Origin of the sequence: Novosphingobium sp. 9 (assembly GCF_025340265.1) — a bacterium.
In the GTDB taxonomy this organism is placed as follows: Bacteria; Pseudomonadota; Alphaproteobacteria; order Sphingomonadales; family Sphingomonadaceae; genus Novosphingobium.
Genome location: NZ_CP022707.1, coordinates 1,217,074 through 1,235,773, shown reverse-complemented (window position 1 = coordinate 1,235,773; position 18,700 = coordinate 1,217,074). Strand labels below are relative to the sequence as shown.

Genomic DNA, 18,700 nt, shown 5'->3' with positions numbered 1-18,700 from the left:
CAAGCGTGTCACGCGCGGGACAGACGCCCCGATTTCGCCGCTGCAGCATTGCTGGCACTAGGGACTATTCCTTGGTATTTTCCTCCATATCGGCAGCGACACCCGGCGCGGTTCAGGAGCGATTGCGCCAAGGGGGCTTACAAATCTGAAACCGATCCCGCTTCCCGCTTCCAGAAAGGGACCACGCCATTTCCGACACCGTGCCCCCCGCCCCGCCCCTCACAACGGCGCCAACTCCGGCCCCAACTCCGGCCCCATCTTCGGCCACCGGCCCCGCGCCCTCGCTTCCCGCCGCCGAAGCCCTGTTGCACCATGCGCTGGACATACTGGACGCGCTCGGCGCCGATTTCGCCGCCGCCCATGTCGCGCAGGCACTGGAAGACGTGCGCCGCCTCTCGGCCAGCGCCGGACACCGCGCAACGGTAAACGAGGCCCCCTCTCTTCCCTGCCTCCACGCCGTGGCACGCTGACTGTCCGCCATTCCATCCGGGGGGCTGGAAGCATGACTGCATCCGGATCGGACCGGCGCTGCCGGCGAAGTTGACACACATGACACGGTCCAGAGTGCATCCTCGCTTCCCCCCGGAACCGCCGCCTCCGAGCCCGCCATCCCGTCCAGCGACTTGATCTCGAAGGGCGGACTCTCTGCCGCCCCGTCCTCCCCCGCCAGTATCGCATCGACACGCGCGATGGCCTGCGCCTGCCACCGGTCCCACATCCGCGCCGCCTTCGCGCGCCACACCGCCAAATCGGCGACCGGCTCGTCGGCGTCGCTCGCCTGCCCCGCTGCGCGTCGTGCCAGCCAGTCATCGACCGCCACGCTTTCCAGCGCCTCCCCGCCCGCAACCGACCACGCCGCGCGCGAGGGCGGCAGCAAGGCTGCGTCCCCAGTCTCACCCCCAGCCTTATCCCGATCCTGCTTGCACGCTCCGACGCTCGCAGCCATCAGCGCAGGCTCGGGCTGATCTCCCGCCACCCGTGCCAGCAATTCGTCGAACCGGCCCGAGAGGTCTTCCGCCCCTTCCCCGGCCACCCGGTCCAGCCGCCCCAGATGCGCCAGCAGCAACCGCGAGTCGTACCGGCGACGCACCCCCACCTGCTCGCCCCGGAACCACACCACCTCCTCCACGCCATCCATCGCCCGGCTGGCGAGCACCGCCTCCGCCGCCTCGCGCGCCAGTACCAGCGCCGCCCGCCAGCCCGCCGCGAACACCGCATCGCGCCGCCGCAGCACATAGGCCGACTGCCGCGAGACCCCGACCCGCGCCGCCGCCGCGCGAACATCGCCATGCTCAGCCAGATGATGCAGAAACCGGACCTTGCGCCCGGCGTCCCAGACGCGCGCGTTGACCGCCTCCCCGCGCCCCCGTTCGTCGTCCCAGCGCAGGCTGGGACCGCTGTGAATATCGGGCCGCGCCTCGCCCTCGGACTGACAAGGACAGGAAGGACAGGTGCGAGGGTTATCACCCTCGCGCTCCCCATCCCTTTGCACAGCGTACGAGGCTGACGAAGCGCCCACCCGCTCACCCGGAATACCGATATCGCGAGAACCGGGGATCCATCCCCGTCCGGCAGCCGTGGGATAAGGCGAATGGGAAGAGCCTGTCATGGTTCACCTCCGAGCAGGAGTCAAAGCGGCCGCACGGGGCACCGGCGGCGTGAACCTGTCGATTTATCGCATGGGGCGATGTGTAGGAAAGCGGAGCATCCCCGGCAGTAAAAACGTTTCGCGCTTCGGCGCTGAAAGCAGCGGCACAGCAAAAGGACCGATCATGAACGAACGTGACCGGTCCTCCGCAATGTCCGTGCTGGGCAAATGTGCTTCAGCTGACCAGCGTATTCGTGTTCCTGGCAGCCGAAATCCATTCATACACGGCTTCCGCCGTATAAGCCCTGAACTGGCCAGGATCGAAGTTCACGTTACGGGCACCACCAACACAGGGAGACCGACGCCCGATCATCTCACTGCGCATCGTCCGCTCTTCGGGCGAGCCCTGCTTCGCCTGCAGCATATCCAGCGCTTCGCGCGGGCGCAGCTGCACCATGCACGCCACGACCATGAAATAGTCCCGATCGACGCTCAACCGGATACGATTGCGTTCCTTCTGGCGCGCGATAAAGCGGGCGCGGATCGCCGGGTCAAACGTCTGCAACTGACCGAGCTGGTAATCGGGCGCGAACTTGTCCAGTGCCGTTTCATAAAGGGCGCCGCGATCATAGGTGACCCGGCACAGTCCGGTCACGATATTGTTGCACTCTCCCAGTTGCGGTGACTGGGGAGACGCGGGTGACATCGACATGTCCTGATAACACCCTGCATGGCTCAGAATGAATTCATGGAGGGCGCGCTGCGCCACAAGTTCACGCGGACTGTGATCCAGAATATCGCTCAGCATCTGCGCATTGTCCGGCAGCTTTGCACAGCGCACGAACGACGCCGCCTGACTGGCCAGGATGCGGCTATCCTGCGGCGTCACCATCGATTGAAGCGGGCTGTTGCCCTGCACGGTGATCTCTGGCGGCGCGACAGGCCCGGAGGACGAACCGATAGTGATGCCCGAACTGGCTCCCGCCCCGGAAGACCCGCTGGAGCCACCGCCCCTTTGCGCGAAACCCGGTGAACTGGCACAGATCATTGCGGCAGTTAAAGGAACAAGCAGTGCGATACGAAACGATGGCATGGCGCTTCCTTTCATCAAGCCCCAGCGCTGCACGACCGCCTGCCCGACGCGACGAATCGTGGCGCACAGTCATGATATCAGCCCGCAATACTTGCACAATCAAGTGACATTTCTGTAATTATTTCAAATCCCGAAATATGATCAGCCTGTGCAAGCAGCATTCCAGTGGCAGCCCGACTATCTCATTTCAGGATTTACAGCCGTCGATTCAGGTGGAAATGCCTCTCCTCTATGCCTTCAGAAGCGGCTTCAGGTAGCTTCCGGTGAAGCTGCCCTTGACCTTCACCACCTCTTCGGGCGTGCCTTCCGCGACGATCTCGCCGCCGCGCACGCCGCCTTCGGGGCCCATGTCGATGATCCAGTCGGCGGTCTTGATGACGTCGAGGTTGTGTTCGATCACGATGACCGAGTTGCCCTGATCGACGAGGCGGTGGAGCACTTCGAGGAGCTTGCGCACGTCCTCGAAGTGAAGGCCGGTGGTCGGTTCGTCGAGGATGTAGAGCGTCTGTCCGGTCGAGCGGCGGGCGAGTTCCTTGGCGAGCTTCACGCGCTGCGCCTCGCCGCCGGACAGCGTGGTCGCCTGCTGGCCGACCTTGACGTAGCCGAGGCCCACCTCGTTCAGCATGTGCATGCGGTCGCGGATCGGGGGCACGTTGGCGAAGAAGCTCTCGGCGTCCTCGATGGTCATGTCGAGCACGTCGGCGATCGACTGGCCCTTGAACTTCACCTCCAGCGTCTCGCGGTTGTAGCGCTTGCCGCCGCATTCCTCGCACGTCACGTAAACGTCGGGCAGGAAGTGCATCTCGATCTTGATCAGGCCGTCGCCCTGGCACGCCTCGCAGCGCCCGCCCTTGACGTTGAAGCTGAAGCGGCCCGGCTTGTAGCCGCGCGCCTCGGATTCGGGCAGCCCGGCGAACCAGTCACGGATCAGGGTGAAAGCGCCGGTGTAGGTCGCCGGGTTGGAGCGCGGGGTGCGGCCGATCGGCGACTGGTCGATCTCGATCACCTTGTCGCAGTTCTCGAGGCCGGTGATCCTGTCATGCGCGCCCGCGATCACCCGCGCGCCGTTGAGCTGGCGCGAGGCGCCCGCCTGCAGCGTGTCGATGGTGAGCGAGGACTTGCCCGAGCCGGACACCCCGGTGACGCAGCAGAACGTGCCGAGCGGGAACTTCGCGGTCACGCCCGTCAGGTTGTTCGCGCGCGCATTCTCGACCGTCACGAACTTGCCGTTGCCCTTGCGTCGCTCGGTCGGCACCTCGATGCGGCGGGTGCCGTTGAGGTACTGCGCGGTCAGGCTGCTCTTGCTCTTGAGCACCTGCTTGAGCGTGCCCTCGGCCACCACCTCGCCGCCGTGGACGCCCGCGCCGGGGCCAAGGTCCACGAGGTAATCGGCGGTGCGGATCGCGTCCTCGTCATGCTCCACCACGATCACGGTATTGCCGAGATCGCGCAGGCGCTTGAGCGTTTCGAGCAGCATGTCGTTGTCGCGCTGGTGCAGGCCGATGCTGGGCTCGTCGAGCACGTAGAGCACACCCGAAAGGCCGGAGCCGATCTGGCTGGCAAGGCGGATGCGCTGGCTCTCGCCGCCCGACAGCGTGCCCGAGGTACGGTCGAGATTGAGGTAGTCGAGCCCGACGTTGTTGAGGAAGCCGAGCCGCTCGTTGATTTCCTTGAGGATCGCCTTGGCAATCTGCTGCTGCTGGTCGGTGAGCTTGTCGTTCAGCGCGCCGAACCACGCGAAGCCGTCCGCCACCGAGAGGCGCGCGGCATCGGCGATGTCGCTGCCGCCCAGCTTCACCGAGAGCGCCTCGGGCTTGAGGCGCTTGCCCCCGCAAGTCTCGCAGGGCTGCGCGGTCTGGAACTTGGCCAGTTCCTCACGCATCCATGCGCTGTCGGTCTGCACCATGCGGCGGTTGAGGTTGCCGATCACGCCCTCGAACGCCTTACTGACGGTGTATTCCTTCTTGCCATCCTTGAATGTCAGCGGCACGGCCTTGCCGCCGGTGCCGTAGAGGATGACGAGGCGCACTTCGCCCGGCAGCTCAGCCCACGGCGTCGTCAGGTCGAACCCGAAATGTTCGGCAAGGCTGGAGAGCACCTGCATGTAGTAGGGCGACGGCGGGTTCGACTTCGCCCAGGGCACGATGGCGCCCTGCTTGAGCGTCAGATGCTCGTTCGGCACCACCAGCTGCGGATCGAACAGCAGCTTCTCACCCAGGCCATCGCAGGCCGGGCAGGCCCCCTGCGGCGCATTGAACGAGAACAGCCGCGGCTCGATCTCCTCGATGGTGAAGCCGCTGACCGGGCAGGCGAACTTCTCGGAAAAGACGATGCGGTTGGCGGGCAGCCCGGCGTTCTTCATGCCTTTGGTAGCCCTCTCCCCTTCAGGGGGGAGGGTTGGGAGGGGGCAGTGCGCGCATCCCCTCTCCTAGCCTCTCCCCTGAAGGGGAGAGGGACTGGTTGGGGAGCGCCGCCACTGTCGTGTCGGCAAGGTCTATATACGCCAGCCCTTCGGCCAGCTTGAGCGCCTGCTCGAAGCTGTCGGCCAGCCGCGTCTGGATGCCGTCTTTCACGGCGATACGATCGACCACCACTTCGATGTCGTGCTTGTACTTCTTGTCGAGCGCCGGGGCGTCCTCGATCAGGTACATCTCGCCGTCGATGCGCACGCGGGTGTAGCCCGCCTTCTGCCACTCGGCGAGTTCCTTGCGGTATTCGCCCTTGCGGCCGCGCACCACGGGGGCGAGCAGATAGGCGCGCGTGCCTTCGGGCAGCGCCATCACCCGGTCCACCATGTTGGAGACCGTCTGCGCCTCGATCGGAAGACCCGTGGCGGGCGAGTACGGCACGCCCACGCGCGCCCACAGCAGGCGCATATAGTCCCAGATCTCGGTCACGGTCGCCACGGTCGAGCGAGGGTTGCGACTGGTGGTCTTCTGCTCGATCGAGATGGCGGGAGACAGCCCGTCGATATGCTCGACATTGGGCTTCTGCATCATTTCGAGGAACTGGCGCGCATAGGCGCTCAGCGATTCGACGTAGCGGCGCTGGCCTTCGGCATAGATCGTGTCGAACGCGAGGCTGGACTTGCCCGAGCCGGAAAGCCCGGTGATGACGATGAGCTTGTCGCGCGGCAGCTCGATATCGAAGCCCTTGAGGTTATGCTCGCGCGCACCGCGCACCGTGATGTGGGTCAGACTCATGGAGGCACATGTTCCAGATTTGTTCGCGGCAATCAAGCGGTGCCTGAAGGAATAAGGCACTGCACCGGGTTCCGCCCTTACATGGGTACTGCTCCATCCGTCGCAATGGCGAGCGTTCAACGCGCCGTTCATCGCAATGCCTTTGCGCAAGGTTCCGCCCGAAGGCATAATCACCGTCACATGAGGGTCAGGTTCGGACGTCAAACTCCGGCCATTCAGGGGTTCGGTAACGATGCGGGGCATTTCGAAAATCGCAGCGATGGGCTGTGCGGCACTGGCGCTTGCCTCGATGGCAGGCGCGGCCCATGCGGACGATCCGCGCGATCCTCGATGCGTTCGGCCACCGCCCGCGCGCGCGATGCCGCCCAGATCCGCAAGCTCAATCAGGACCAGCTCGCCTACGTATCGCAGCGCGACGCGGGCTATCAGCAGCAGTGGTCGGACTATCGCCGCTATCACGAGAACGATGGCGAGCGCGGCTATACGGCTGCGCCCCGCAGTTCGGCGCAGGACGACTACGCCCGCGCCCGCAGCGACTATGCAGCCTCGCTCGCCCAGTGGCGCCGCGACGTCACCGCCTGCCGCAACGGCGACTACGACCGCTGCGCGAACTGATCGGCAGAGGGCCTCGCGCTGCCGGGGCGGCTTAGCGCCCTGTTGTCACCATCAAACGGCGCGTGTTCACTGCCCGGAAACGGTCATTCGTTGTGGTTGGACGAGACTATCGGGCGCCAGAAAACTGCTGGTCTGCAAACGCCCCACGGTGGACATATCTCTCTCCTCTTCAGGGGAGAGATACGAAGGCTTGGCAGCTTGCTGCCTAGCCGTAGTTGAGAGGGGTTAGGTCGCGCGCTCCCCTCTCCCAACCCTCTCCCTGAAGGAGAGAGGGCTATGACCGCTCCCCACCCATCGCAGTCACAGCCACCGTTGGTTCGCACTGTCTGAAACCGGTCCGGCGGCTTCACAAAGCTACCTTGGGCGATGGGCCATCCGGAAGGGCGATGGGTGGTTAGGAGGCAGGCAGTTTTTGGCGAAAAAGCTGGTGTTCGCAGTCGCTCGTTTAAGCGATAATCTCGATTTCGATTAGCTTTATATCGCCGTCAAAACCGTCGGTGATGTAAGCGGAGATGTTGTCCGAGAACTCATCCATCAAGTTGAGCCCATCCGGGTCGTGATCATTTTCAGCTACAAGCCGCAGCGACTTTCCATTCCATGAACAAACGACATTGTGCTCGTGCGGGTAATTCGCTTTGAAGGCTTCTGTGATGTCATTTGCCGCTTCCTCTCCGACGAGCACGGGAACGCCATCGCATTCTAAAATGATCCGGTACATGTTGTCACCCTCAGTGGCCCGTCGAGCATAACGTCTGTTTTTAGGCTCCGCTACAAGCCCGGTAAACGACCACAATGGTGAAGGGTTTCGGGCGCTTGCGTACGAAAGCCTCCCATGCAGGAACCCGCGTGCCCGATAGGCTGGGCTATGGGGATTTGCGCTTTCGCGTGGTGTGGCGGGGTGAAGTGCGCGCTTTGATGGAGGCACGACAGCAGCGCAGTAGCGGGTGCCTGGATGCGCTGAGGGTGTGTTCGGCGCGCTGTCGAGGTTGATGCCAGGAGCAGACGCGGGCGCGTCGCGCGTTGGGAGCAAGTCGGCCCTCTGACCACCGCGCGCTCTGCGGGGCCATGGCGACTGGCGGACCATGCCGGGTCATGCGGCGCGCTCCCGGATTGGCGGGCTAGGCCTGGGCGGCGCGCGGGGCTGGCTCCAGCGTGGGAAGGTTTCGATGACGATCATGCGCCCGCCGCAGCACGGACATGGCGCGCAAGTGTCGGGCTCGGCTTCGGGCTCCGGCGCCTCCGCCTCCACCTCTGGCGTGACGGGAAGCAGGCGGCGGGCGAGCGCGAGATTGTCGTGGCGTGCGGCGCTGGCGAGCAGGCCGTAATGGCGGATGCGGTGGAAGCCACGCGGCAGGACGTGGAGCAGGAAGCGGCGAATGAACTCGTTGGCGGTCAACGTCATGACCCGCTGGCGTTCGGGCCCATCGCGGCGATAGTCCTTATAACGCAAGGTCACGCCGTTCGCGTCGAAGGCGATCAGGCGCCGGTTCGAGATGGCGACGCGGTGGGTATAGCGCGAGAGGTAGGCGAGCACCGCTTCCGGCCCGGCAAAGGGCGGCTTGGCATAGACCACCCAGCGTTTCTTGCGCGCCGGGGCAAGGTGCCGCTGGAAGGTCCGCCGCTCTGTCAGATCGGTCAGGGAGCCGAAGAAGGCGAGCTTGCCGGCATCGTGCAGCGCGTTCAGCCGGGTGAGGAAGAGCCGTCGGAACAGCGCCCCCAGCACGCGCACCGGCAGGAGGAAGGCCGGACGCGAGGAGATCCAGCGACTTGCATCGGGCGCGATACCGCCGCCCGGCACGATCATGTGGACATGCGGATGGTGGGTCATTGCCGATCCCCAGGTGTGGAGGACGGCGGTGATCCCGATCCGGGCGCCCAGATGGCGGGGATCGGCGGCGATGGTCAGCATCGTCTGCGCGGCCGCCTTGAACAACAGGTCGTAGACCAGCGCCTTGTTCTGCCACGCGATGTCGGCAACCTCGGCGGGTAGCGTGAAGACGACGTGGAAGTAGCCGACGGGAAGCAGGTCGGCCTCCCGTTCGGCCAGCCAGGTGCGCGCGGCGGCGCCCTGGCATTTTGGGCAATGCCGGTTGCGGCAGCTGTTGTAGGCGACCCGCCAGTGCCCGCAGTCCTGACAGGCCTCGACGTGCCCGCCCAGGGCTGCGGTGCGACAAGTCTCGATCGCGGACATCACCTTGAGCTGGGCAAGACTCAGGTGCCCGGCATGGGCCGCCCGGTAGGCTGGTCCGACCGAGCGGAAGATGTCCGCGACCTCGAGGTTGGAGCGCATCGGCTCATCCGGCGTCGTCTGGTCCTATGGGCGCTTTGCCCTCCATCAGCGCCATCAGCTGGTCAAGCGGGCCCGACACGGCGTGGATCGTGCGCGTGGAGACCTTGGTGTAGAGGGCGGTGGTCTCCAGTTTGCTGTGGCCGAGCAGGACCTGGATCACGCGGATATCGACATCCTGCTCGAGCAGATGCGTGGCGAAGGAATGGCGCAGGGTGTGCGGGCTGACGCGCTTGCGGATGCCAGCCACCTCGGCCGCCTCCTGGACCGCGCGGTGCAACTGCCGGGTCGAGATTGGATCGGTGACGTTCTGGCCGGGGAACAGCCAGCCATGCGCGATCAGCACCCCGCGCTTCCTGCCCTCTCGCCACCACATCCGCAGCAGTTCGAGCAGCTGGGGCGAGAGCATGGCATTGCGATCCTTGCCGCCCTTGCCCTGTTCAACGCGGATCAACATGCGTGTGCTGTCGATATCGTCGACCTTGAGGTGGGCGACCTCGGATACGCGCAGGCCCGCGCCATAGGCCACCCCCAGCGCCGCCTTGTACTTCATGCCGGGGGCGGACTGGAGCAACCGCGCAGCCTCCTCGACGCTCAGCACTTCGGGCAGCCGGGGCACGATGCGGGTGACGACCAAGGCCCGCGCCAGATCGCGTCGCCTGAGCGTGACGTTATACAGGAAGCGCAAGGCCGACACGGTGCCGTTGATGGTGCTCGGCCTGACCCCGCTCTCATGCTGCATGAGCTGAAAGCGGCGAAGGTCCTCTTCCGTTGCCGTATCGGGAGGGCGCCCCAGGAAGGCTGCCAGGCGCTTCACATGGCGCACATAATCCTTCTGGGTATGCGGACCGAGCCCCCGCATCATCATGTCGTGCTGCATCCGCTGGCGCAGCGGGCTGATCGGGGCGGTATTGATCGAGACAGTCATGGCAAGTTCCTCTCCGTTAAAGGAACTGCCAGCCTCGCCCCGCTAAAGGCCTACATGTACCACGCTACATCGCCCCACGCGCCCCTCCCGCGCGAGCGGGTTCGTGCATGGGGCGTGTGCCGAACGGCAGAAAATCTCGTTTGTCGGTGATGCGCCACACCTGACGGCGAAAGGCAGCTATCTGCCCTTCCTAGGTCGTGAGCAGCCATTCCGCTACCGGCCAGGCCTCCCCAGAATAGCCACGCATCGCAGCCGATGCGCGTCCTGTATCCCAGTCCTATCATGCCCATCCGCGCACGAAAAAGGCCGGGAAGAGGCATGCCCCTTCCCGGCCTTTCGTCTGTCAGTAACGGCGTGACGGATTACTTCGCGCCGTCGCCCGAACCGCCCGTGCCCGAACCAAGGCCGCGTGCTTCGAGCATCGGGCCGATCTCGGGATCGTGGCCGGTGAGGTCGTGGAACATCACCGAGTACGGCTTCGAATGGCCCTGACCCAGGAAGCTGGCGCGGATGTGATCGCCGTTGGCGCGGGTCATGCCGCCGTTCTTTTCCACCCAGTCCCAGCCGTCGTGGGCGAGCATCTCGGTCCACATGTAGGCGTAGTAACCGGCTGCGTAACCGCCGCTCCAGATATGGCGGAAGTAGGTGGTGCGATAGCGCGGCGGGATCAGGTCGGTGCGCAGCCCCATGTCGGCCAGCGCCTTGGCCTCGAACGTCGCCGGCTCGCTCGCCTCGGCCTCGGCAGGCGTCAGCATGTGCCACTTCATGTCGAGCATTGCCGACTCGGTCAGCTCACCGAAGGTCAGGCCCTGGTTGAACTTGCCCGCCGCCTTGATCTTGGCGAGCAGTGCGGGCGGGATCGTCTCGCCGGTCTTGAGGTTCTTGGCGTAGTGCTCCAGCACCTGCGGCACCGTGGCGAAGTTCTCGTTGAACTGGCTGGGGAACTCCACGAAATCGCGCGCGGTGTTCGCGCCCGACAGCGAGGGGTACTTCTGGCTGCCGAACATGCCGTTCAGGGCATGGCCGAACTCGTGGAACATCGTCGTCACGTCGTCCCAGGTCGCCAGCGGCTCCTCACCCGGCGCGGGCGGAGTGATGTTCAGCGTGTTGAACACCACCGGCTTGTTGCCCAGCGCATAGGACTGGCTGACGAAGTTGCCCATCCAGGCGCCGCCCTGCTTGTTGGCGCGGGCGTAGGGGTCGAAGTAGAACAGTGCCAGCGGCTTGCCGTCCTTGTCGAACACTTCGTAGACGCGCATGGACTTCTCGTAGCCGACCAGATCGGTGCGGCGCTTGAAGGTGATGCCGTAAGTCTGGTTCGCGGCATAGAACACGCCGTTTTCCAGCACGTTGTAGACATCGAAGTACGGCTTGATCTGCGCCTCGTCGAGGTCGTACTTCTTCTGGCGGACCTTCTCGGCATAATAGCCCCAGTCCCACGGCGCGAGCGGCTCGCTCTGGCCTTCCAGCTTCGCCTCGGCGGCCAGCTCGGCAGCCTCGCGGTCCTGCGTGGCGCGAAGGGCAGGCACGAAGCCCTGCATGAACGCCATCGCCTTTTCGGGCGACGTCACCATGCCGTCGTACATCTGCACCGCGGCATAGTTCGGCTGGCCGAGCAGCGCCGCCTTCTGCGCGCGCAGCACGGCCAGCTTGTGGACGACCGCCGTGGTATCGTTCGGGCCGCCGTTCGAGGTGCGATTGATGCTCGCCTCGAAAACGCGGCGACGGCTGTCGCGGTTGGTCAGCTTGGAGAGCGCGGGCTGCTGCGTGAAGTTGAGCAGCGCCAGCACGTACTTGCCGGGCTTGCCCTGCTCCTGCGCCAGCTGCGCGGCGGCGGCGATATCCGCCTCGCCAAGGCCGTCGAGCTGGTCCTTGCTGTCGAAGGTGACGGCAGCGGCGGCCGAGCCTGCGGTCAGCTTCTGCGAGAATTCGGTCTCCAGGCTGGCAAGCTGCTGGTTCAGCGCCTTGAGCTGCGTCTTCTTCTCGGGCGAGAGCAGCGCGCCGGCGTGGACGAACTCGTCGTACGTCGTCTGCAGCAGCATCGCGTCTTCACCGGTCAGCGCCTTGCCGGCGGCGCTGTCATGCACCGCCTTGATGCGCGCGAAGAGCTTGGCGTTGAGGTGGATCTCGTCGTTCAGCCCTGCCAGCTTGGGTGAGATCGCAGTGTCGACGGCATCGAGCGTGGGGTTGGTGTTCGCACTGACCAGCTGGCCGAAGATCGCATTCGTCCGGTCGAGCAGCTGGCCCGATTCCTCAAGCGCGACCACGGTGTTCTGGAAGGTCGGCGCAGCCGGGTTGGCGGCGATCTTCGCGACTTCGGCGCGCTTGATCGCGATGCCCGCTTCCAGCGCGGGCTGGTAGTCGCTGTCCTTGATGTGGGCGAAGTCCGGGGCGTGCATGTCGAGCGTGCTGGGCTTGGCGAAGGGGCCGGTATAAGCCACCGATGCGGGCTTCGCGGCCATCTTCGCAGACGCCTTGGCGGCGGCAAGAGCGGGAACGGGCATGGCAGCTACTGCTCCGATGGCTAGTCCGGTAACGGCAAGGCCCAGCGTGCGATGCGCCGCCGTTGCCAGGAGACCCTTGTTCTTCATCGTGTCACTTCCTCCACAGGAACGGACCCTTGGTGAGCGCGGGGAGGTGACGCACGCGCGCCCCATCGCAGCCCCGCCCCGGTTGGTCCGATCAGGGGATTTGAAGCGCTTTATCCGGCAGCTGGCAACCCTTGCGAGGCAACGCCGCGATAATCGACAAAAGGTTGCGTATGGCAGCGTTATAGCCGCTCGCGGGACACAACAAGGGCGGCGTCAGGCGAATTTTATTTCGCCACGGCGCCGCCCTGCGGGCAACCCTTCCGATCCCACAGTCAGTGGCGATCATCGCAGGGTGCGAGCCCGGTCGACAGGTCGTGAGGGTCCTGCCTGCCCGGTTCGAGAAGGTTCAGGATGCCAGAAAGCGCGTCCCGGTCCAGACGGGGGTCTTGTTCGCCTCACGTTCGGCCTCGCGCACATGGTCCTGACGCTGCCGGTCAAGCAGCAGGGAGCCGGTTTCGCGAGCGAAGTGTTTGCGGCGAAAAGGTATTTCAGCGCCTATCGACATTTTTTCCTCTCCTTCTGGAGAGAAAACGAACGGGCGCCCGGAAAGTTCCCGGCACAAGGGTCCCGGAAACCACCGCGCTGCCCGGCCGTTCTGCGATGTTCGATCCCCAATGTTCGATCTTACGACGAAAGGCCCGCCCATGTTCAAGTCCATCGCCGTCGCCGCCCGCGACCGGGAACGGATGCAGGAAGTGCTGGGCGTGGCCGCGCGCTTCGGGCTGGACTCGCTGCTGGCGCGGCTGGGGCTTCAGGACGGCAAAACCGCAGAAGCGCAACCCGATGCCGCCGATCTCCCCGCCCGCACCCGCCGCGCACTCGAAGCGCTGGGGCCGACCTATGTGAAGCTCGGCCAGATCCTCGCCACCCGGCAGGACATGCTGCCCGATGCCTGGACCCGCGAGTTCGAGAAGTTGCAGAGCGAGGCTCCGCGCCTCGACTTCGAGACCTTGCGCGGCGATGTCGAGGCCGCGCTCGGCGGGCCGCCCGAGGAGGTCTTCGCCCGCTTCGACACCACGCCGCTCGCCGCCGCCTCGATCGCGCAGGTCCACCGCGCCACGCTGCACGATGGCACCGAGGTCGCGGTCAAGATCCGCCGCCCCGGCATCGCCCCGCGCATGGAGGCCGACATGCGACTGCTGCGCCACCTCGCCGCGCTGGCCGAAAGCAACAGCGCCGCGCTGCGCCGCCTGCGCCCCCGCGCGATGATCGAGCAGCTGGGCGCGGACATTCTCGACGAACTGGACTTCACCACCGAGGGCCGCAACGCCGACCTGCTGCGCGCCGATCTGGCGAAGCTGGCGGCGGTGGTGGTGCCGCGCATCCACTGGCAGCACTCCTCCGCCAGCCTGCTGGTGATGGACTTTATCGAAGGCGTGCCTCCGCGCGACCCCGAAGCGCTGCGGGCCGCCGGGATCGATCCGGCCGCGATTGCCGCGCTCGGCGCCGAACTGGTGCTGGAGATGGTGCTGGTGAACGGGCGCTTCCATGCCGACCCGCACCCCGGCAACCTGCTGTGCCTTGACGGAAACAGGCTGGCGCTGCTCGATCTCGGCTCGGTCGGCTTCGTCAGCCCGCGTCGCCAGCACGAGTTCCTGACCTTCATTCTCTCGCTGCGCTCGGGCGATCCGGCGGGCGTCACCGATGCCCTGATGGCCTGGAATGGAAGCGGGGGAATGAGAATGCGGGCGTTTCGCGCGAAAAAGTCCAGCGCGCCTCCGAGCGCCTCGTCGCGCGGCATGGCACCGGGCCGCTGGTGCTCAGCGCGATGATGGCCGACTTCTTCCCGCTGCTGCGCGAGGAAGGACTGGTGCTGCCGCCCGATCTCGTGCTGATCTTCAAGGCTATGGTGACGATGGACGGCGTGCTCGCCCGCATCGAGCCGGGCTTCGACCTGTCACAGGCCCTGGCCGACATGCGCGGCAAGCTGCTTGCCAGCCGCATCACGCGCCTTGGCGAACCCGGCAGAACCGAGGCTGTACTGCTGGAACTCGCCCGCAGCGCCGAGGACCTCCCCGCCCTGCTCCGCGCCGCCCGTACGCGGCTGGAGGCAGATGCCGGTAATGAAGCGCGCGGCGGTGGCACAACCGAGATCGCCGGAGCCCTGCGCTTTGCAGGCGTAGCGATCAGCGCCGGGCTGGTGCTGCTGGCGGTGGTGCAACTGGTGGGCCTACTGCGGTAGAGCGGGAGCGGCGCCCCCTCCTCCTCTGACTCCGTCATCCCAGCGCAGGCTGGGATCGTTGTGAGCATGGCGCAACCTCGAGAGCGATCCCAGCATGCGCTGGGATGACGTAAGGGGGTTTCCCCCTCACATCCCGCCGACGCCCGCCACGAACTGCGCGCGCAGATTTGCCAGCGCGCGCGGGCTCTCGGGCGGCAGGTCGCGCGCCGGGTGGCCCTTGCGCAGCGCGGCGCGGTCCTTTTCCGAAGGCTCGACTACGCGCACGCGCACCGCGGCCTTGCCCTTGGCGCGGATGCCCAGTTCCTCCGCCGCGCCGCGCGACAGGTCGATCACCCGGCGCGGGTCGCCATAGGGACCGCGATCGTTGATCCGCACGAGGATGCGCCGCCCGGTATCCAGCGCCGTCACTTCGACATAGCTCGGCAGCGGCAGCGTCTTGTTGGCGGCGGTGATCCACGCCGGGCGGAAGCGCTCGCCATTGGCGACCTGGCTGCCGCTTTCGTTGCCGTACCACGTCGCATAGCCGAGCATGTCGTAGGTCGGATCGGCGGCGGGCACATAGGTGGTGCCGCGCACCGTGTAGGGCGGGCCGATCCGTACCGGGGTATCGCTGACGGGACGGTAATGCCGCCCGGCGCAGCCCGAGAGCACTGCGCTCAGCGCCAGCGCGCTCGCCACGGCAAGGGACCAGCGAGGAGAAACGGCATCGGGGGAGAGAAAGCGCATCATGTCAGCGGTCTAGCAGCGCTTGGGCCGCCGGGTCCATGCCCGCCTGCGCTCCCCCCCTCGCAACGCGGTGAATTGCGCATCCTGCAACTTTATATCGCAAGTCACTAAATACAAATCATTTTCGCCAAGTCACAAGGGGGCTTGATCGCTGCTCGCGACTGCACAATACTCGTCTGGGTGAGCGAACATATTGTCGATCCCGTCCCCGGCCGCAGCGGACCCTCGGTTGTCCTCCCGGCCCGCCCCGAACCCATCCGGCTGGATGCAGCGACGACGGCCGTGATCGTCGTCGACATGCAGAACGCCTATGCCAGCAAGGGCGGCTATGTCGACGAGGCCGGGTTCGATGTCGGCCCAGCCGCCGCCTGCATCGGTCGCATCGCCGAAGTGCTCGACGTGGCCCGCGATGCCGGAATGCCCATCGTGTTCCTGCAGAACGGCTGGGATTCGGGCTATGTCGAGGCGGGCACGCCGATGTCGCCCAACTGGCACAAGTCCAACGCGCTCAAGACCATGCGCAAGCGCCCCGAACTTGCGGGCAAGTTCCTCGCGCGCGGCGGCTGGGACTACGAACTGGTCGATGCGCTGGCGCCCCAGGAGGGCGATCTTCGCGTCCACAAGCCGCGCTATTCGGCCTTCTTCAACTCGCAGCTCGACAGCGTGCTGCGCGCACGCGGCATCCGCACGCTGGTGTTCACCGGCATCGCCACCAACGTCTGCGTCGAATCGACCCTGCGCGACGGCTTCCACCTCGAATACTTCGGGATCATGCTGGAGGACGCGACGCATCATCTGGGGCCGGACTTCATGCAGGCGGCCACGGTCTACAATGTCGAGAAGTTCTTCGGCTGGGTCTCCACCGTCGCCGACTTCCGCACCGCCGTCGGCCAGCTTCCGCCCAAGGATGCCGACGCCGCGTAATCCGCTTTCCCAAGGAGTTTCCATGCCGTTCGAAGCGATCAATCCGTCCGCGTTCCCCACGCCCATCGCCCCCTACTCCGCCGGTGCGAAAACGAAGGACGGCACGCTCTATGTCTCGGGCATGCTGGCGCTGGGCGAAGGCGGCGCGGTGCTGCATGTGGGCGATGCCGCCGCACAGACGCGCCATGTGCTCGATGCGGTCAAGATCACGGTCGAGGCGGCGGGCGGCACCATGGCCGACGTGGTGATGAACCACATCTTCCTGAAGGACCTGGCCGACTATGCCGCGTTCAACGCCGTCTATGCCGAATACTTCCCCGGCGACAAGCCCGCGCGCTATTGCCTGCGCTGCGATCTGGTGAAGCCGGACTGCCTCGTCGAAGTCGCCTCGGTCGCGCACATTGCCTGAAGCAACGGGGCTTCACTACGAGATCCACGGCGCCGACGACGCGCCGTGGCTGATCCTCTCCAGCGGCCTTGGCGGGTCGGGCGCCTACTGGACGCCGAACCTGCCCGCGCTGAACCAGCGCTTCCGGGTGCTGACCTACGACCAGCGCGGCACCGGACGCAGCGACCGGGCGCTCCCTGAAACCACCTCGATCGAGGACATGGCGAGTGACCTGCTCGCGCTGATGGACGCGCTGGCAATCGAGCGCGCGCATTTCATCGGCCATGCACTGGGCGGCGCGATCGGCATCGAAGCGGCCATCCGCACTGACCGTTTCGACAGCCTGACCGTCATCAACGGCTGGCGCACGCTCTCGCGCCACACCCGGCGCTGCTTTGCCGCGCGGCTGGCGCTGCTGCATGGCGCAGGCGTGAAGCCCTTCCTCGAAGCACAGCCGCTGTTCCTGTTTCCGCCCGACTGGATCGCCGCGCACGATGCGCAGATCGTGGCCGAGACCGAGCACCACCTCGCCGCCTTCCCCGGCATCGAGACGATGGCCAAGCGCATCGCCGCCGTGCAGGCCTATGCGCCGGACCCTGCGGGCCTTGCCGCGCTGAAGAACCTGATGGTGATCGCCACGCGCGACGATTTCCTCGTGCCGCTGGACACCGCGCTCGACCTTGCGGCGCCGGTTCCGGGCGCGCGGACCGAGGTGTTCGACTGGGGCGGCCATGCCTGCAACCTCACCGACCCTGCGCGTTTCGAGCGCGTCGTGCTCGATTTCCTGCCCTGATCCCTTCTCCTGATTTCCCTTTCGCGGAGTAACAGCCTCATGCAAGTCGGTGTGTTCATCCCCATCAACAACAACGGCTGGCTGATCAGCGAGGCGGCGCCGCAGTACAAGCCGAGCTTCGATCTCAACAAGGAGATCGCGCTGCGGGCCGAGAAGTACGGGATGGATTTCCTGCTCTCGATGATCAAGCTGCGCGGCTTCGGCGGCAAGACCGAGTTCTGGGAATACGGCCTCGAAAGCTTCACGCTGATGGCGGGCCTCGCCGCCGTAACCGAGAAGATCAAGCTGTTCGCCACCTGCCCCACGCTCATCATCCCGCCCGCGTTCGCCGCACGCATGGCCAACACCATCGACTCGATCAGCCATGGCCGCTTCGGGATGAACCTGATCACCGGGTGGCAGCCGCCCGAATATACGCAGATGGGGCTGTGGCCGGGCGACGAGCACTTCCGCAACCGTTACCAGGTGCTCGACGAATATGCCCGCGTGCTGCGCGAGCTGTGGGAGACCGGCAGCTCCGATTTCAAGGGCGACTATTACCAGATGGAGGACTGCCGCGTCTGGCCCCAGCCGCAGGCGGACATGAAGATCATCTGCGCGGGCTCTTCCGATGCGGGGCTGAACTTCTCGGCGACCTGGGCGGACTATGCCTTCTGCCTCGGCAAGGGCGTCAACACGCCGACCGCGTTCGCCTTCAACAACGAGCGGCTGGCAAAATTCACCGAGCAGACCGGACGCGACGTGTCCGTGTTCGTGCTGATGATGGTGATCGCCGCCGAGACAGACGAGGAAGCGCAGGCCAAGTGGAAGGCCTATAACGACGGCGTCGATATCGATGCGATTGCGTGGCTCGCCGATCAGGGCGCCAAGGATACGGTGAACACCGATACCAACGTGCGCCAGCTCGCCGCCCCCGAAGGCGCGGTGAACATCAACATGGGTACGCTTGTGGGCAGCTACGAAAGCATTGCCCGGATGCTGGACGAGATGGCCGAAGTGCCCAACACCGGCGGGGTGCTGTTGACCTTCGACGACTTCGTGCAGGGCGTGGAAGACTTCGGCACGCGCATCCAGCCGCTGATGAAAAGTCGCGCGCATATAGGGTGATCGGAAGGGGTTAGGCGACAGGCAGCGGGTTCGGCGCGAAGGCGCTTTCGGCTGCCCGACCTGCCACGGCCAGCCTCCATCCTCGGCCCAGACTCATTCAGCCCGCTCAGGCTGAGCCTGTCGAAGGCCGCGCGCCGGACAGCGGGCCCCGGACACAGGGCATCCCGCCGCCTTCGACAGGCTCAGGCTGAGCGGCGCAGGGGAGAGGCACGAGGCAAGAGCCGGGCACGCTCCCTCTTCCCCCACGCAAAACGGGCCGCCCCCGGAAGGGACGG

General features: G+C 65.8%; 15 protein-coding genes and 1 pseudogene. 7 read left to right on the top strand and 9 right to left on the bottom strand.

Annotation, left to right across the window (positions count from 1 at the left end; all coding sequences use genetic code 11):
• Positions 1 to 112 precede the first annotated feature (112 nt).
• The 3 genes and pseudogenes from CI805_RS06200 to uvrA form a co-directional block, all read right to left on the bottom strand.
• On the bottom strand, positions 113 to 1,609 hold the full coding sequence (locus CI805_RS06200; RefSeq protein ID WP_260927231.1) for a hypothetical protein: 1,497 nt from the start codon (positions 1,607 to 1,609) through the stop codon (positions 113 to 115).
• Positions 1,610 to 1,823: 214 nt separating this feature from the next.
• Positions 1,824 to 2,714, bottom strand: a complete 891-nt coding sequence (locus tag CI805_RS06195; RefSeq protein ID WP_260927229.1) for a hypothetical protein — start codon at positions 2,712 to 2,714, stop codon at positions 1,824 to 1,826.
• A 196-nt stretch (positions 2,715 to 2,910) separates the two neighbouring features.
• A pseudogene (gene uvrA / locus CI805_RS06190) lies at positions 2,911 to 5,884 on the bottom strand (excinuclease ABC subunit UvrA).
• A gap of 330 nt (positions 5,885 to 6,214) precedes the next feature.
• On the opposite strand from uvrA, the gene CI805_RS06185 reads away from it, so the two are divergent.
• The gene (locus tag CI805_RS06185) at positions 6,215 to 6,499 is read left to right on the top strand and encodes a hypothetical protein (protein WP_260927227.1); all 285 of its coding nucleotides are present in this window, start codon (positions 6,215 to 6,217) and stop codon (positions 6,497 to 6,499) included.
• A 445-nt stretch (positions 6,500 to 6,944) separates the two neighbouring features.
• On the opposite strand, the gene CI805_RS06180 is transcribed toward CI805_RS06185, so the two are convergent.
• From CI805_RS06180 to CI805_RS06160, 5 genes are all read right to left on the bottom strand, one after another.
• Positions 6,945 to 7,217, bottom strand: a complete 273-nt coding sequence (locus tag CI805_RS06180) for a hypothetical protein (protein ID WP_260927225.1) — start codon at positions 7,215 to 7,217, stop codon at positions 6,945 to 6,947.
• 372 nt (positions 7,218 to 7,589) lie between these two features.
• Positions 7,590 to 8,789 carry an IS91 family transposase gene (locus CI805_RS06175; RefSeq protein ID WP_260924481.1) on the bottom strand — a complete coding sequence of 400 codons (1,200 nt, stop codon included), beginning with the start codon at positions 8,787 to 8,789 and terminating at the stop codon, positions 7,590 to 7,592.
• A 4-nt stretch (positions 8,790 to 8,793) separates the two neighbouring features.
• Positions 8,794 to 9,714, bottom strand: a complete 921-nt coding sequence (locus CI805_RS06170; protein WP_260924483.1) for a tyrosine-type recombinase/integrase — start codon at positions 9,712 to 9,714, stop codon at positions 8,794 to 8,796.
• A 362-nt stretch (positions 9,715 to 10,076) separates the two neighbouring features.
• Positions 10,077 to 12,305, bottom strand: coding sequence for a M3 family metallopeptidase (locus tag CI805_RS06165; RefSeq protein WP_260927223.1), 2,229 nt, complete (start codon positions 12,303 to 12,305; stop codon positions 10,077 to 10,079).
• Positions 12,306 to 12,651: 346 nt separating this feature from the next.
• Entirely contained in the window at positions 12,652 to 12,810 is a 159-nt protein-coding gene (locus CI805_RS06160) for a hypothetical protein (protein ID WP_260927221.1), read from the bottom strand.
• 139 nt (positions 12,811 to 12,949) lie between these two features.
• Here CI805_RS06160 and CI805_RS06155 point away from each other — a divergent pair, with 139 nt between their 5' ends.
• Together CI805_RS06155 and CI805_RS06150 are read left to right on the top strand one after the other, a co-directional pair.
• Positions 12,950 to 14,077, top strand: a complete 1,128-nt coding sequence (locus CI805_RS06155; protein WP_260927220.1) for an ABC1 kinase family protein — start codon at positions 12,950 to 12,952, stop codon at positions 14,075 to 14,077.
• Complete coding sequence (locus CI805_RS06150; protein WP_260927217.1) at positions 14,074 to 14,487, top strand: hypothetical protein; 414 nt, start codon at positions 14,074 to 14,076, stop codon at positions 14,485 to 14,487. The genes CI805_RS06155 and CI805_RS06150 overlap by 4 nt, the downstream gene beginning before the upstream one ends.
• Before the next feature lie 126 nt (positions 14,488 to 14,613).
• Here CI805_RS06150 and CI805_RS06145 read toward each other — a convergent pair whose 3' ends face one another.
• A complete protein-coding gene (locus CI805_RS06145; protein ID WP_260927839.1) occupies positions 14,614 to 15,213 on the bottom strand; it encodes a septal ring lytic transglycosylase RlpA family protein in 600 nt (199 codons plus the stop codon).
• A gap of 180 nt (positions 15,214 to 15,393) precedes the next feature.
• Here CI805_RS06145 and rutB point away from each other — a divergent pair, with 180 nt between their 5' ends.
• The 4 genes from rutB to rutA are packed head-to-tail and all read left to right on the top strand — an operon-like array spanning position 15,394 to position 18,425.
• Entirely contained in the window at positions 15,394 to 16,137 is a 744-nt protein-coding gene (gene rutB, locus CI805_RS06140) for a pyrimidine utilization protein B (RefSeq protein ID WP_260927215.1), read from the top strand.
• 22 nt (positions 16,138 to 16,159) lie between these two features.
• On the top strand, positions 16,160 to 16,546 hold the full coding sequence (gene rutC, locus CI805_RS06135; RefSeq protein ID WP_260927213.1) for a pyrimidine utilization protein C: 387 nt from the start codon (positions 16,160 to 16,162) through the stop codon (positions 16,544 to 16,546).
• Entirely contained in the window at positions 16,539 to 17,318 is a 780-nt protein-coding gene (rutD, locus tag CI805_RS06130) for a pyrimidine utilization protein D (protein WP_260927211.1), read from the top strand. The genes rutC and rutD overlap by 8 nt, the downstream gene beginning before the upstream one ends.
• Before the next feature lie 39 nt (positions 17,319 to 17,357).
• Entirely contained in the window at positions 17,358 to 18,425 is a 1,068-nt protein-coding gene (rutA, locus tag CI805_RS06125; protein ID WP_260927209.1) for a pyrimidine utilization protein A, read from the top strand.
• Positions 18,426 to 18,700 lie beyond the last annotated feature (275 nt).